Below are 14,156 nucleotides of genomic sequence, written 5' to 3'. Positions count from 1 at the left end.
CGTCATTCCCTAGACTGACGAAGGAAGGAGTAGGGAATCTCTTTGACAGGCCGTTGTGGAGATTCAAAATATCTCGTACAAAAAGAAAGGGTTGATGTTTTCACATCAACCCTTTTTAACAATCATACTTTAATCGCAATTATTCACGTTCGTGAAGTGCTTTAAAGTCACGCTGCTCTTGACCAGTGTACAACTGACGAGGACGACCGATACGGTTTGTCGGATCGCTGTGCATTTCGTTCCAGTGTGCAATCCAACCGATAGTACGAGACATCGCGAAGATTACAGTAAACATTGATACTGGAATACCGATAGCTTTCAGAATGATACCTGAGTAGAAATCTACGTTCGGGTATAGCTTCTTAGACACAAAGTACTCATCAGACAGAGCGATACGCTCAAGTTCCATTGCTACGTCAAGTAGTGGATCTTGGATGTTTAGCTCTTTCAGTACTTCGTGACATGCTTCGCGCATTACCGTTGCACGTGGATCGTAGTTCTTGTAAACACGGTGACCGAAGCCCATCAAACGGAATGGGTCATCTTTGTCTTTTGCTTTCGCAACGTATTCTTCAATGTTATCTACGCTACCGATCTCTTCAAGCATACGTAGACAAGCTTCGTTTGCGCCGCCGTGAGCTGGGCCCCAAAGTGATGCGATACCTGCTGCGATACACGCAAACGGGTTAGCACCAGATGAACCAGACAGACGTACTGTAGATGTTGAAGCGTTCTGTTCGTGATCAGCATGTAGTGTGAAGATTTTATCCATTGCGCGAGCAACAATAGGGTTCACTTCGTACTCTTCACATGGGTTTGCAAACATCATGTGTAAGAAGTTTTCAGCGTAGCCTAGGTCGTTACGTGGGTAGATAAACGGCTGACCGATTGAATATTTGTAACACATTGCTGCCAGTGTCGGCATTTTTGAAATCAGGCGGTAAGCCGCAATTTCACGGTGTGTATCGTTGTTGATATCAAGTGAGTCGTGGTAGAACGCCGCTAGAGCACCTACAACACCACACATTACAGCCATAGGGTGAGCATCACGACGGAAGCCGTGGAAGAAACTAGCAATCTGCTCATGCACCATAGTGTGACGTGTCACGGTAGTCTTGAACTTTTCGTATTCAGCTCGAGACGGGGCTTCACCGTAAAGAAGTATGTAACATACTTCTAAGTAATCAGCGTTATTGGCAAGTTGGTCAATTGGATAACCACGGTGTAGAAGAATACCTTTTCCACCGTCAATAAAAGTGATTTGAGACTCACAAGATGCAGTGGCAAGAAAACCAGGGTCAAAAGTGAAAAAACCATTAGAACCTAGTGTACGAACATCGATCACTGGAGTACCAAGTACACCTTCCGTAATCGGCAGCTCGATTGGCGCTTGACCTTCAATGTGAAGGGTAGCTTTCTTATCCGCCATAACAATCTCCTTTGTTTATTATTAATCCGTCCAGGATGTTTATGTGCCATTTTTTTACTGGTCTTACGTGGGAAAGTCAATTTTTCTACAGCTTTGTGTGCACTTGTTAGTGTTTTTTACATTAAATTCGTTAAAAATCTGGTCTGTGTAGCATTATTTGTTACATCAATTGTATTAGAATGTTGCCAGCCGTATAGTGGCGCTGAAAAGTTTGGTTAAAACCTTATAAATGCAAGGCTAAGAAGAAATGTGAGGTGTCTTTCTTAATCTGGCAGTTAACAATTATTTTACAATTATCTAAGGCTCAACTTCAGTTATTTGTTAAGTTAATGTTAAATTTTGAAGGTTTGCGATCAAATTTTGTCCATAACAATATCATAAGGTTATTTAATGACCATAATGCTCAATGGAGCTGAGTGAGCAAGCCCGTGAAAGAAAGAAAGACAAGACCTGTTAATTTAGATTTACAGACCATCCACTTTCCTATCACTGCAATAGCTTCCATCCTACACCGTGTGTCTGGGGTGATAACTTTTGTCGCGATTGGAATTCTGCTTTGGTTACTATCCACTTCCCTCTCATCCCCAGTAGGCTTTATGGAAGCTAGCGACATTGTCGACGGTTTCTTCGTGAAGTTTATTCTGTGGGGCATTCTAACCGCTTTGGCTTACCACATTGCTGGTGGTATTCGTCACCTTCTTATGGACCTAGGTCACTTTGAAGAGCTGGAATCTGGCGCTAAGAGCGCTAAGGTTGCATTCGCAGCAACAGCGGTATTGTCTCTACTAGCGGGGATCTTCGTATGGTAAACAACGTTTCTACTTTTGGTCGTAATGGTGTTCATGATTATCTACTGATTCGTGCAACTGCCATCATTATGACTCTTTACACTATCTACCTAGTGAGCTTCTGTGCTTTCTCTGGTGATATCTCTTACGCATCTTGGACGCAATTCTTTGGTGGAACCTTCACTAAAGTCTTCACCATGTTAGCGCTTACTTCTGTTTTGGTTCACGCGTGGATCGGCCTATGGCAAGTACTAACTGACTACATCAAATGCGCAAAACTGCGTGTTGGTCTTCAAGTCGGTGTTGTTGCAGTTCTTCTTGGATATTTCTTCTCTGGTCTGTTTATTTTGTGGGGTGCGTAAGTGACTATTCCTGTTCGTGAGTTTGATGCCGTAGTTATCGGCGCTGGTGGTGCAGGTATGCGTGCCGCACTGCAAATTTCTGAGCAAGGCCTATCTTGTGCATTGCTTTCTAAAGTTTTCCCTACTCGTTCTCATACGGTTTCAGCACAAGGCGGCATCACTGTTGCTCTTGGTAACGCGCACGAAGACCATTGGGAACAACACATGTACGACACCGTTAAAGGTTCTGATTACATCGGTGACCAAGACGCTATCGAATACATGTGTAAAAACGGTCCTGAGTCGGTAATCGAACTTGAAAAAATGGGCCTGCCTTTCTCTCGTTTCGAGAACGGCACTATTTACCAACGTCCTTTCGGTGGTCAATCTAAAAACTTTGGTGGTGAGCAAGCGGCTCGTACCGCAGCAGCAGCCGACCGTACTGGTCACGCACTGCTTCACACGCTTTACCAACAAAACATTAAGCACAAAACGACGGTTTTCTCTGAGTGGTATGCACTGGATCTTGTTAAGAACGAAGACGGTGCAATCTTAGGTACAACTGCGCTTTGTATGGAAACGGGCGAAGTTTGTTACTTCAAAGCGAAGGCAACAATCCTTGCTACTGGCGGTGCTGGTCGTATCTACGCTTCGACAACTAACGCACACATCAACACTGGTGACGGTGTTGGTATGGCGATTCGTGCTGGTGTTCCAATGCAAGACATCGAAATGTGGCAGTTCCACCCAACGGGTATCGCTGGCGCAGGTGTATTGGTAACGGAAGGTTGTCGTGGTGAAGGTGGTTACCTTCTGAATAAAGACGGCGAACGCTTCATGGAACGTTACGCACCAAACGCTAAAGACTTAGCGGGTCGTGATGTTGTTGCTCGTTCAATGATGGTTGAAATCCGTGAAGGTCGCGGCTGCGATGGTCCTTGGGGTCCACACATCAAGCTTAAGCTTGATCACCTAGGTAAAGAGACACTTGAATCTCGTCTTCCTGGTGTATGTGAGCTGTCTCGTACCTTTGCTCACGTTGATCCAGTAAAAGAGCCAATCCCAGTAATCCCAACATGTCACTACATGATGGGTGGTGTTCCAACACAAGTTTCTGGTCAAGCTATTAAGCAAACTGAGGATGGCACTGATGTTGAAATCCAAGGTCTATTTGCTTGTGGTGAAATCGCATCAGTATCAGTACACGGTGCGAACCGTCTAGGTGGTAACTCACTACTTGATTTGGTGGTATTTGGTCGTGCAACAGGTCTACACCTAGGTGAGACTCTGAAGAAGCAAGACGAAGCGAAACCAGCAACTGAAGCAGACATTGAGCGTTCTCTAGAACGTTACAACCGTTGGGAAAACAGTACTGACGGCGAAGATCCAGCGCAAATCCGTAAAGATCTTCAACAATGTATGCAGAATAACTTCTCAGTATTCCGTGAAGGCAAAGCAATGGCTGAAGGCCTAGAAGAGCTTAAAGCGATTCGCGAGCGTCTGAAGAATGCACACTTATCTGACAAGTCGACAGAGTTCAACACTCAACGTATCGAGTGTCTAGAGCTTGAAAACCTGATGGAAACTGCATTCGCAACAGCGGTTGCTGCAAACTTCCGTACAGAGAGCCGTGGCGCACACGCTCGATTCGATTTCCCTGACCGTGATGATGAGCAATGGCTATGCCACTCTCTTTACAATCCAGAGTCAGAGAGCATGACTAAGCGTGGTGTAAACATGGAACCTATCCATCGTGAAGCGTTCCCACCAAAAGCACGTACGTACTAAGGAGATATGACCATGAAACTGAATTTCTCTTTATACCGTTACAATCCAGATGTCGACCAGAAGCCTTACATGAAGGAATACACCCTAGAGGTGGATGAAGGTTCAGACATGATGCTTTTGGACGCGCTTATTCTGTTGAAAGAGCAAGATCCAACTATCTCATTCCGTCGCTCATGCCGTGAAGGTGTATGTGGTTCGGATGGTTTGAACATGAATGGTAAAAACGGTCTGGCGTGTATCACTCCATTGTCTGCGCTTTCTGGCCAAGACAAGATTGTGATTCGTCCACTGCCTGGTTTACCTGTTGTTCGTGACCTGATTGTAGACATGACCCAGTTCTACGATAACTACGAGAAAGTGAAGCCATTCTTAGTGTCTGATGGCAATGTACCACCGGCACGTGAAAACTTACAAAGCCCTGATGAGCGCGCGCACTTAGATGGATTGTACGAATGTATCATGTGTGCATGTTGTACTACATCTTGCCCATCGTTCTGGTGGAACCCTGACAAATTCATCGGACCAGCAGGCCTACTTGCAGCGTACCGTTGGCTAATTGATAGCCGAGATACAGCGACAGACGAACGTTTGTCCGATCTTGATGATGCATTTAGCGTTTTTCGTTGCCATGGCATCATGAATTGTGTAAGTGTTTGTCCTAAGGGATTAAATCCGACGAAAGCTATTGGTCACATCAAGACCATGTTGGTGAATCGTTCGGTTTAAGTTATATAAAAATTGCCGCCCTAGAAGTTTTGGGGCGGCCTTTTAATAGCTCGGCATAGACCGCAGCAAACGTGAAAACTACTGGTTAAGGGAAAATATGCACAACGGCGTGATGAAGGCATGGCTCGAGTCTTCACACTTGGCTGGCGCCAATGCAACGTACGTAGAAGAACTCTATGAACTGTATCTAAGTGACCCAGATTCGGTAAGTGACGAATGGAGAAGTGTTTTTGAAGAACTGCCTGTGCAAGCTTCAGAGACAGTGGAACAACCACACTCTCGTGTTCGTGAATACTTCCGTCGACTCGCTCAAGAAACAAAGCATTACAGTGTCCAAGTTAGTGATCCAGATGTCGATGCGAAACAAGTAAAGGTTCTGCAACTAATTAATGCTTATCGATTCCGAGGGCATCAATCAGCAAATCTAGACCCCCTAGGTTTATGGAAAAGAGATACAGTTGAAGAGCTGGATCCTTCTTTCCACACTCTTACCGAAGATGACCTCAATGAGACGTTTAACGTCGGCTCTTACGCGATTGGCCAAGAGACGATGGTGCTTAAAGATTTATACAAATCTCTAAAGCAGACTTATTGTGGTTCTATTGGTGCTGAATACATGCACATGACAAATACAGAGCAAAAGCGTTGGATTCAACAACGTTTAGAGTCTGTGTCTGGTCAACCCTCTTTCAATAAAGAAGAAAAGCAAGCTTTCCTAGAAGAGCTAACTGCAGCTGAAGGTCTTGAGCGCTATCTTGGTGCGAAATTCCCAGGTGCGAAACGCTTCTCGTTGGAAGGTGGTGATGCGCTTATCCCAATGACGAAAGAAATTATTCGTCATGCTGGCGGACAAGGAATGCGTGAAGTTGTTGTTGGTATGGCTCACCGTGGTCGTCTAAACATGTTGGTCAACGTGCTTGGTAAAAAGCCACAAGACCTGTTTGACGAATTTGCGGGTAAGCACGATGACACGTGGGGTACTGGTGATGTGAAATACCACCAAGGCTTCTCTGCGGACTTCGCAACGCCAGGCGGCAACGTTCACTTAGCACTTGCATTTAACCCATCTCACTTAGAAATCGTAAATCCGGTAGTTATCGGTTCAGTACGTGCACGCCAAGATCGCCTTGGTGATAGTGACGGCAGCCGTGTACTTCCAATTACTATCCACGGTGATTCAGCTATCGCTGGTCAGGGTGTAGTACAAGAGACGTTTAACATGTCTCAAGCTCGTGGCTTCTGTGTAGGTGGTACGGTTCGTATCGTTGTAAACAACCAAGTTGGTTTTACAACTTCTAACCCACGCGATACTCGTTCTACGATGTACTGTACTGATATCGCGAAGATGGTTCAGGCTCCGATTTTCCACGTTAACTCTGATGATCCAGAAGCGGTTGCGTTCGTTGCGCGTCTTGCATTGGATTACCGTAATACGTTTAAGCGTGATGTTGTTATTGATTTGGTTTGTTACCGTCGTCACGGTCACAATGAAGCCGATGAGCCGAATGCAACACAGCCTTTGATGTACCAAAAAATCAAGAAGCACCCAACACCACGTAAGCTTTACGCTGACGTGCTAATGGAGCGCGGTGAGTTTGGTATTGATACAGCAACTCAACTAGTTAACGAATATCGTGATGCACTTGATCACGGTGAAGTTGTGGTTAAAGAGTGGCGCCCAATGGCACTTCACTCTGTGGACTGGTCTCCTTACCTAGGTCACGACTGGAACATCGAATGGGATAACAAGATTGATATCGAGCGCCTGAAAGAGCTTGGTACCAAACTTTGCCAATACCCAGACAGCCATAAGCTGCAAAGCCGAGTCAATAAACTGTACAACGATCGTACTGCCATGGTGAATGGTGAGAAACAAGTCGATTGGGGTATGGCTGAAACTCTGGCATACGCAACACTGGTTGATGACGGTAAGCGTATTCGTATCTCTGGCCAAGATTCTGGTCGTGGTACGTTCTTCCACCGTCACTCAGTACTGCACAACCAATCAGATGCAAGCACGTATGTTCCTCTTGCGAACATTCATGACAAGCAAGGGCCATTCCAAGTGTTTGACTCGGTATTGTCTGAAGAAGCGGTACTGGCATTTGAGTATGGTTACGCAACAGCAGAGCCAAGCGGTCTAACCCTTTGGGAAGCACAATTTGGTGACTTCGCAAACGGTGCACAAGTTGTTATCGACCAATTTATTTCGTCAGGTGAGCAAAAGTGGGCACGTCTATGTGGTCTAACTATGCTGCTTCCTCACGGTTATGAAGGTCAAGGCCCAGAGCACTCTTCTGCACGTCTTGAGCGTTACCTTCAATTATGTGCTGAACAAAACATGCAGGTTGTTGTTCCTTCAACACCAGCTCAGGTTTACCACATGATTCGCCGTCAGGTTGTTCGACCAATGCGTCGTCCTCTGATCGTAATGTCACCTAAGTCATTGCTTCGTCATCCTCTGTGTACTTCTTCTCTGGAAGATTTGGCAGAAGGTACGTTCCAACCAGCTATCGCAGAAATTGATGATCTGGCTCCTGAGAACGTAAAACGCGTCGTGTTCTGTTCAGGTAAGGTTTACTTTGACCTGCTTGACCAAAGACGTAAGAACGAGCAAGACGATGTCGCTATTGTGCGTATTGAGCAACTTTACCCGTTCCCTTACGAGGACGTGAGAGCTGCAATTGCACAGTACACGAATGTAGTCGATTACGTTTGGTGTCAAGAAGAGCCACAAAACCAAGGTGCTTGGTACAGTAGCCAACATAATTTCCGAGCTGCTATCCCAGTGGGTGCTGATATTCAATACGCAGGTCGTCCTGCATCAGCATCACCAGCTGTTGGCTATATGTCGGTACACTTGAAACAACAAAAAGCGTTAGTTGACGACGCTTTGACCCTACTTAAGAACTAGAAGTAAAAGGAAAATACGCACATGACAATTGAAATTCTGGTTCCAGATTTACCTGAATCTGTGGCTGATGCAACAGTTGCTACTTGGCACAAAAAACCGGGCGAAGCGGTTGCACGTGATGAAGTCATTGTAGATATCGAAACAGATAAAGTAGTTCTAGAAGTACCGGCTCCTGAAGCGGGTGTTCTGGAAGCTATCATCGAAGAAGAAGGTGCTACAGTACTTTCTAAACAGCTTCTGGCTAAAATCAAGCCGGGTGCTGTCGCTGGTGAACCAACGAAAGATACAACTGAAGATACAGAAGCTTCTCCTGATAAGCGCCACAAAGCGGCTCTTACAGAAGAGAGCAACGACGCACTAAGCCCAGCTGTTCGTCGCTTGCTTGCAGAGCACAACCTACAACCAGCTGACGTTAAAGGCACTGGTGTTGGTGGTCGTATTACTCGTGAAGACATTGACGCACACCTAGCAGCAGCGAAAGCGGCTCCGGCAGCAGCATCTGCACCAGCAGTTGAAGCGCCAGCAGCAGCTCGTAGCCAAAAACGCGTACCTATGACTCGCCTACGTAAGACAGTGGCTAACCGTCTTCTAGAAGCGAAGAACAGCACAGCAATGCTGACTACTTTCAACGAAGTGAACATGAAGCCAATCATGGACCTTCGTAAGCAGTACAAAGACCAATTCGAGAAGCGTCACGACACGCGTCTTGGTTTCATGTCTTTCTACGTGAAAGCAGTAACAGAAGCGCTAAAACGTTTCCCAGAAGTGAACGCTTCTATTGATGGTACAGATATCGTTTACCACAACTACTTCGACATCAGCATGGCAGTATCAACGCCACGTGGTCTAGTAACTCCAGTACTGAAAGACTGTGACACACTAGGTTTCGCTGACATAGAAAAAGGCATCAAAGAGCTAGCAATCAAAGGCCGTGACGGCAAGCTAACTGTTGATGAACTGATGGGCGGTAACTTCACTATCACAAACGGTGGTGTATTTGGTTCTCTAATGTCTACGCCAATCATCAACCCGCCTCAAGCGGCAATCCTGGGTATGCACAAAATCCAAGATCGTCCAATGGCTGTTGATGGCAAGGTAGAGATTCTACCAATGATGTACCTAGCGCTTTCTTACGACCACCGTCTAATCGATGGCCGTGAATCAGTTGGCTTCCTAGTGACCATCAAAGAGCTACTAGAAGATCCTGCACGTCTGCTATTAGACGTTTAGTATCGCTAAAACGTCTAGTTAACCCAGTTAGCTAGACGTAAAAAGTTTCAAAGGCTAGGCTGCTCAACGTCTGGCCTTCACTTGAACTGTAAAGCCATTAGAAAATGGACAGCAGTTTATTTGAGAAGACCCTACAGACGTAACACAGGAAACTGTGTCGTTATGGAAATAATAATCCCTTAAGGGAAAATAAACGGAATATCAAAATGAATTTGCATGAATACCAAGCCAAACAGCTGTTTGCAGAATTCGGTTTGCCTGTACCAGAAGGTTTCGCATGTGATACTGCACAAGAAGCTTTCGAAGCTGCAGGTCGTATCAGTACAGCCAAGAAAGTCGTTAAGTGTCAAGTGCACGCTGGTGGCCGCGGTAAAGCGGGCGGCGTAGAGCTACATGACACGAAAGAAGGCGTTAAAGAGTTTGCACAAAAGTGGCTAGGTAAAAACCTAGTGACTTACCAAACAGACGCTAATGGTCAGCCTGTAACAAAGATCCTAGTTGAAGAAGCATCGAACATTGCTAATGAGCTTTACTTAGGTGCTGTTGTTGACCGAGCAACGCGCAAAATTGTATTCATGGCGTCGACTGAAGGCGGTGTGGACATTGAGAAAATCGCTGAAGAAACTCCAGAGTTAATTCACCAATCAGCGATCGATCCTCTAGTGGGCCCTCAAGCTTACCAAGGCCGTGAACTTGCGTTCAAACTTGGTCTAGTTGGCGATCAAATTAAACAGTTCGTTAAGATCTTCATGGGTCTTGGCCAAATGTTCTCTCAGTACGACCTAGCTCTACTAGAAATCAACCCGCTTGTAATAACTGGCGAAGGCAACCTGCTTTGTCTAGACGGCAAGATCAACATCGACTCAAACGCGATGTACCGTCAGCCTAAACTACGTGAAATGCACGATCCATCTCAAGAAGATGAGCGCGAAGCACACGCAGCACAGTGGGAACTGAACTACGTAGCATTAGATGGCAACGTTGGCTGTATGGTTAACGGTGCAGGCCTTGCGATGGGTACGATGGATATCGTAAACCTACACGGCGGCAAGCCAGCAAACTTCCTTGATGTAGGCGGCGGCGCGACAAAAGAACGTGTAGCTGAAGCATTCAAGATCATCCTTTCTGATGACAATGTTAAAGCAGTACTAGTAAACATCTTCGGTGGCATCGTTCGTTGTGACATGATCGCTGAAGGTATTATCGGTGCGGTTAAAGAAGTTGGCGTAACAGTTCCTGTAGTTGTTCGTCTAGAAGGTACTAACGCAGACCTAGGTCGCGAAGTACTTGCTAATTCTGATGTTGATATCATTGCAGCTGAATCTCTAACAGATGCTGCTCAGAAAGTTGTTGCTGCTGCGGAGGCTAAATAATGTCTGTATTAATTAACAAAGACACTAAAGTAATCTGTCAGGGTTTCACTGGCGGTCAAGGTACATTCCACTCAGACCAAGCTATCGCATACGGTACGCAAATGGTTGGTGGTGTTTCACCTGGTAAAGGTGGTCAAACTCACCTAGGCCTTCCAGTATTCAACACAGTACGTGAAGCCGTAGAAGTAACTGGCGCAACAGCAACCGTTATCTACGTACCAGCACCTTTCTGTAAAGATGCAATCCTAGAAGCGATTGATGCCGGTATCGAACTGATCGTAACGATCACTGAAGGTATCCCTACAACAGATATGATCGACGTTAAAGTGAAGCTAGAAGAAACTGGCGTTCGCATGATCGGTCCTAACTGTCCAGGTCTTATTACTCCAGATGAGTGTAAGATTGGTATCATGCCTGGTCATATCCACAAGAAGGGTAAAGTAGGTATCGTATCTCGTTCAGGTACTCTGACGTACGAAGCAGTTAAGCAAACAACAGATGAAGGCTTTGGTCAGTCTACATGTGTTGGTATCGGTGGTGACCCAATCCCAGGTTCAAACTTCATTGATATCCTAAAACTTTTCCAAGAAGATCCAGAGACTGAAGCAATCGTAATGATTGGTGAAATAGGTGGTACTGCGGAAGAAGAAGCAGCTGAGTTCATCAAAGCGAACGTAACTAAGCCAGTTGTTTCTTACATCGCTGGTGTTACTGCTCCTCCGGGTAAACGTATGGGCCACGCAGGCGCAATCATCTCTGGCGGTAAAGGTACTGCTGAAGATAAATTCGCAGCACTAGAAGCAGCAGGCGTTAAGACAGTTAAGTCTCTTGCTGACATCGGTAAAGGCCTACGTGAAATCACAGGTTGGTAATCAGCTAACTTTTATCGATTGAGATAGAAGCTAACTAACTGAATGATATTAAAAAGGCTTGGTCACTGACCAAGCCTTTTTTGTATGTCTTCAATGATACGAGATACGAGATACGAGATAAGAATCGTAAGATTACGCTCGGGTCTTCACCATTTGAGATAGCATAAACATCGCAGCTGCACTGATAACCACAGACGGGCCAGCAGGCGTGTCATAGAACCAAGACAAGCTTAATCCACCGAATACAGAGATAGAGCCAATAATCGATGCTAGGAACGCCATCTGCTCAGGTGTATTGGAGAACTTCCTTGCCGTTGCTGCAGGAATAATCAGTAGTGATGTCATGATTAGTGCACCCACAAACTTCATACCGACAGCAATCACTATGCCAACAAGCAGCATCAAAATCAGACGCATTAAATCAATGTTTATACCATCAACAGCCGCGAGATCTTCGTTAACCGTCGTTGATAATAGTGGTCGCCAAAAGATAGCCAGTACCAGCCCTATCACAGCAGCCCCCGCATAGATGAACACCAAATCGGTCGGAGAGACTGCCAGCAAGTCACCAAATAGGTAGCTCATCAGGTCAACACGAACATTATCTAAGAAGCTGACAGCAACCAAACCAAGTGATAGCGCACTGTGCGCCAAAATACCGAGTAGGGTATCGGTCGCGACCAGTTTTTGTTTTTGCAATGTCACGAGTAACACAGCCAGCATCAAACAACAGATCAGCAGCGCGAAGTACAAGTTAATGTTAAACAGGAAGCCAAGCGCTAAGCCCATTAGTGAGGCGTGTGCAAGGGTGTCACCAAAGTAAGCCATCTTGCGCCACACCACGAACGAACCCAGTGGACCAGCAATAAGAGCAATGCCTAAGCCTGCAAGAATAGAAGGTAGAAGAAACTCAAGCATTAGTGGTGATGTCCGTGTTTATGGTTGGAGCAGTCGTGCACATCCCCAGAAACTGGCTGGCCTGCCAAGTCATGGTGATGGTGGTCATGTTGGTGGTGGTAGAAAGCCAAACTCTCTTGAACCGCAGTACCGAACAGCGCGATATAAGAAGGGTGGTGCTTGATGTCAGCTGGTGCACCAGAGCAGCAGATGTGGTGATGCAAACAGATCACATCGTCTGTTTTTGCCATCACTAAATGCAAGTCGTGTGAAACCATAAACACAGCGCACCCAAAGCGGTGACGGATGGAATCGATCAGGTCGTAAAGATCGATTTGGCCTTGCACATCAACACCTTGTGCGGGTTCATCAAGAACGAGCAGGTCGGGTCTTTTCAATAGTGAGCGAGCGATCAGCACGCGTTGGTTTTCGCCACCAGACAGTTGGTGCATGTTACTTTTTATTAGGTGTTCAGCGCCTACTAGCATCAAAGATTCTAGAATTTCTTGTTTGCTGAATTTTCCGGTGAGCTTAAGAAAACGCTCTACATTAAGAGGCAGAGAGTCGTTCAGCTTTAGCTTTTGAGGAACGTAACCAATTTTTAGTTTTTTTGATTTGGTGATCTTTCCTGAATATTTGTTCTGGAGCCCTAGTAGTACTTTAACTAAGGTTGATTTTCCCGCGCCATTAGGCCCAATTAGGGTAGTGATTCTGCCACGCTCTAAATTTAGAGAGATGTTGTCTAAAACTTTTCGACCGTCAAATTCGACGCTCACAGAATCTAGTTGGATTAAGTTATCCATGAATAGAACTCATTTGCAATTCGCTAATGTTATAATGTAACATTTACCTCAAGCCTAAGCTACTTTTCTATTATCGAGGGATTATGTCACGTTCATCTTTTATACTTGCTACTTTGCTTTTAGCGCCAAGTGTTGCAAGTGCCAATACTATTTTAACAAGTTTTAAACCAATTCAAATGATTGTGACGGAATTAACGCAAGGCGTTAGTGAACCGGGCGTGTTGATGAACAGCAACGCTTCGCCGCACGATTATGCGCTTAAGCCATCTGACGTGAAAAAAGTTCACAGTGCAGACATGGTGGTTTGGTTCGGTCCTGACCTAGAAGCTTTCTTGACGAAAGTGATTGGTTCAAAAGAGAACGTTATCCAGATCAGTGAGATCCCTGGTATTAACTTGAGAGAGTTCGGACATGAAGAGCATGATCACGATGCTCATGAAGGCCATAACCACGGCAGCCATGATCCTCACTTCTGGTTAGGCATTGATCAAGTTGAGGTAGCAGCAAAATACATCTCAGCTAAGTTGATTGAATCTGACCCTGACAACGCAATGGCGTATCAAGAGAACTTAGATTCATTCTTGATTACTCTGAAAGAAAAACAGCAGTCAATTCGCGAGCAACTTGCGCCAGTAAAAGATAAAGGTTACTACGTGTTCCATGATGCGTATGGCTACTTTGAGCAAGAGTTTGAGTTGAATAACCTAGGTCACTTCACGGTAAGCCCTGAACGTAAACCGGGTGCAAAAAGCCTAATTGCTATCAAGAAAACCTTAGTACGTGAGAATGTTCAGTGTGTCTTCTCTGAGCCTCAGTTTACGCCTGCTGTCATCGAATCAGTGACTCGCGGAAGCAATGCGAAGCAAGGTCAACTTGATCCAATCGGTTCAACGGTTGAAGTGAAGAGCGGAAGTTATTTCGATTTTCTTCAACAAGTTACAGACAGCTACACGAGCTGCCTAAGTGCTAAGTAATCGCTAGAGAGTATTCCTTAC

At 45.5% G+C, this 14,156-nt stretch carries 12 protein-coding genes; 9 read left to right on the top strand and 3 right to left on the bottom strand.

Annotation, left to right across the window (positions count from 1 at the left end):
* Window positions 1-139: 139 nt before the first annotated feature.
* Window positions 140-1,429, bottom strand: coding sequence for a citrate synthase (locus OCV12_RS11785; protein WP_261884723.1), 1,290 nt, complete (start codon window positions 1,427-1,429; stop codon window positions 140-142).
* A 416-nt stretch (window positions 1,430-1,845) separates the two neighbouring features.
* Between OCV12_RS11785 and sdhC the strand changes: the two genes are divergently transcribed.
* The 8 genes from sdhC to sucD all read left to right on the top strand — a co-directional run bounded on the left by sdhC (window position 1,846) and on the right by sucD (window position 11,461).
* Window positions 1,846-2,238, top strand: a complete 393-nt coding sequence (sdhC, locus tag OCV12_RS11780; RefSeq protein ID WP_261884722.1) for a succinate dehydrogenase cytochrome b556 subunit — start codon at window positions 1,846-1,848, stop codon at window positions 2,236-2,238.
* Entirely contained in the window at window positions 2,232-2,579 is a 348-nt protein-coding gene (gene sdhD, locus OCV12_RS11775) for a succinate dehydrogenase, hydrophobic membrane anchor protein (RefSeq protein ID WP_010436768.1), read from the top strand. The genes sdhC and sdhD overlap by 7 nt, the downstream gene beginning before the upstream one ends.
* On the top strand, window positions 2,580-4,346 hold the full coding sequence (gene sdhA, locus OCV12_RS11770; protein ID WP_019820485.1) for a succinate dehydrogenase flavoprotein subunit: 1,767 nt from the start codon (window positions 2,580-2,582) through the stop codon (window positions 4,344-4,346).
* A 12-nt stretch (window positions 4,347-4,358) separates the two neighbouring features.
* A complete protein-coding gene (locus tag OCV12_RS11765) occupies window positions 4,359-5,072 on the top strand; it encodes a succinate dehydrogenase iron-sulfur subunit (protein ID WP_010436773.1) in 714 nt (237 codons plus the stop codon).
* A 97-nt stretch (window positions 5,073-5,169) separates the two neighbouring features.
* Window positions 5,170-7,986: a 2-oxoglutarate dehydrogenase E1 component gene (gene sucA / locus OCV12_RS11760; RefSeq protein WP_017630648.1), complete on the top strand. Its 2,817-nt coding sequence runs from the start codon at window positions 5,170-5,172 to the stop codon at window positions 7,984-7,986.
* A gap of 21 nt (window positions 7,987-8,007) precedes the next feature.
* Window positions 8,008-9,216: a 2-oxoglutarate dehydrogenase complex dihydrolipoyllysine-residue succinyltransferase gene (gene odhB, locus OCV12_RS11755; RefSeq protein WP_009847318.1), complete on the top strand. Its 1,209-nt coding sequence runs from the start codon at window positions 8,008-8,010 to the stop codon at window positions 9,214-9,216.
* A 206-nt stretch (window positions 9,217-9,422) separates the two neighbouring features.
* A complete protein-coding gene (gene sucC / locus OCV12_RS11750; protein WP_010436793.1) occupies window positions 9,423-10,589 on the top strand; it encodes an ADP-forming succinate--CoA ligase subunit beta in 1,167 nt (388 codons plus the stop codon).
* Window positions 10,589-11,461 (top strand): succinate--CoA ligase subunit alpha, encoded by an 873-nt coding sequence (gene sucD, locus OCV12_RS11745; RefSeq protein ID WP_004734209.1) that lies wholly within the window; start codon window positions 10,589-10,591, stop codon window positions 11,459-11,461. Before sucC ends, sucD begins: the two co-directional genes overlap by 1 nt.
* A 132-nt stretch (window positions 11,462-11,593) precedes the next feature.
* Here sucD and znuB read toward each other — a convergent pair whose 3' ends face one another.
* Together znuB and znuC are read right to left on the bottom strand one after the other, a co-directional pair.
* On the bottom strand, window positions 11,594-12,379 hold the full coding sequence (gene znuB / locus OCV12_RS11740) for a zinc ABC transporter permease subunit ZnuB (RefSeq protein ID WP_017630651.1): 786 nt from the start codon (window positions 12,377-12,379) through the stop codon (window positions 11,594-11,596).
* Window positions 12,379-13,161 (bottom strand): zinc ABC transporter ATP-binding protein ZnuC, encoded by a 783-nt coding sequence (znuC, locus tag OCV12_RS11735; RefSeq protein WP_176680246.1) that lies wholly within the window; start codon window positions 13,159-13,161, stop codon window positions 12,379-12,381. The genes znuB and znuC overlap by 1 nt, the downstream gene beginning before the upstream one ends.
* An 83-nt stretch (window positions 13,162-13,244) precedes the next feature.
* Here znuC and znuA point away from each other — a divergent pair, with 83 nt between their 5' ends.
* Window positions 13,245-14,135, top strand: coding sequence for a zinc ABC transporter substrate-binding protein ZnuA (gene znuA, locus OCV12_RS11730; RefSeq protein ID WP_176680245.1), 891 nt, complete (start codon window positions 13,245-13,247; stop codon window positions 14,133-14,135).
* Window positions 14,136-14,156: the final 21 nt, after the last annotated feature.

Origin of the sequence: Vibrio pomeroyi (assembly GCF_024347595.1) — a bacterium.
In the GTDB taxonomy this organism is placed as follows: Bacteria; Pseudomonadota; Gammaproteobacteria; order Enterobacterales; family Vibrionaceae; genus Vibrio; species Vibrio pomeroyi.
This window is presented reverse-complemented; position numbering and strand designations above follow the sequence as displayed.

Bases quoted from the DNA above. Each gene is read 5' to 3' on its own strand.
- OCV12_RS11785 (WP_261884723.1), bottom strand. From the start codon at position 1,429: ATGGCGGATAAGAAAGCTACCCTTCACATTGAAGGTCAAGCGCCAATC.
- sdhD (WP_010436768.1), top strand. From the start codon at position 2,232: ATGGTAAACAACGTTTCTACTTTTGGTCGTAATGGTGTTCATGATTAT.
- OCV12_RS11765 (WP_010436773.1), top strand. From the start codon at position 4,359: ATGAAACTGAATTTCTCTTTATACCGTTACAATCCAGATGTCGACCAG.
- sucA (WP_017630648.1), top strand. From the start codon at position 5,170: ATGCACAACGGCGTGATGAAGGCATGGCTCGAGTCTTCACACTTGGCT.
- odhB (WP_009847318.1), top strand. From the start codon at position 8,008: ATGACAATTGAAATTCTGGTTCCAGATTTACCTGAATCTGTGGCTGAT.
- sucC (WP_010436793.1), top strand. From the start codon at position 9,423: ATGAATTTGCATGAATACCAAGCCAAACAGCTGTTTGCAGAATTCGGT.
- sucD (WP_004734209.1), top strand. From the start codon at position 10,589: ATGTCTGTATTAATTAACAAAGACACTAAAGTAATCTGTCAGGGTTTC.
- znuB (WP_017630651.1), bottom strand. From the start codon at position 12,379: ATGCTTGAGTTTCTTCTACCTTCTATTCTTGCAGGCTTAGGCATTGCT.
- znuC (WP_176680246.1), bottom strand. From the start codon at position 13,161: ATGGATAACTTAATCCAACTAGATTCTGTGAGCGTCGAATTTGACGGT.
- znuA (WP_176680245.1), top strand. From the start codon at position 13,245: ATGTCACGTTCATCTTTTATACTTGCTACTTTGCTTTTAGCGCCAAGT.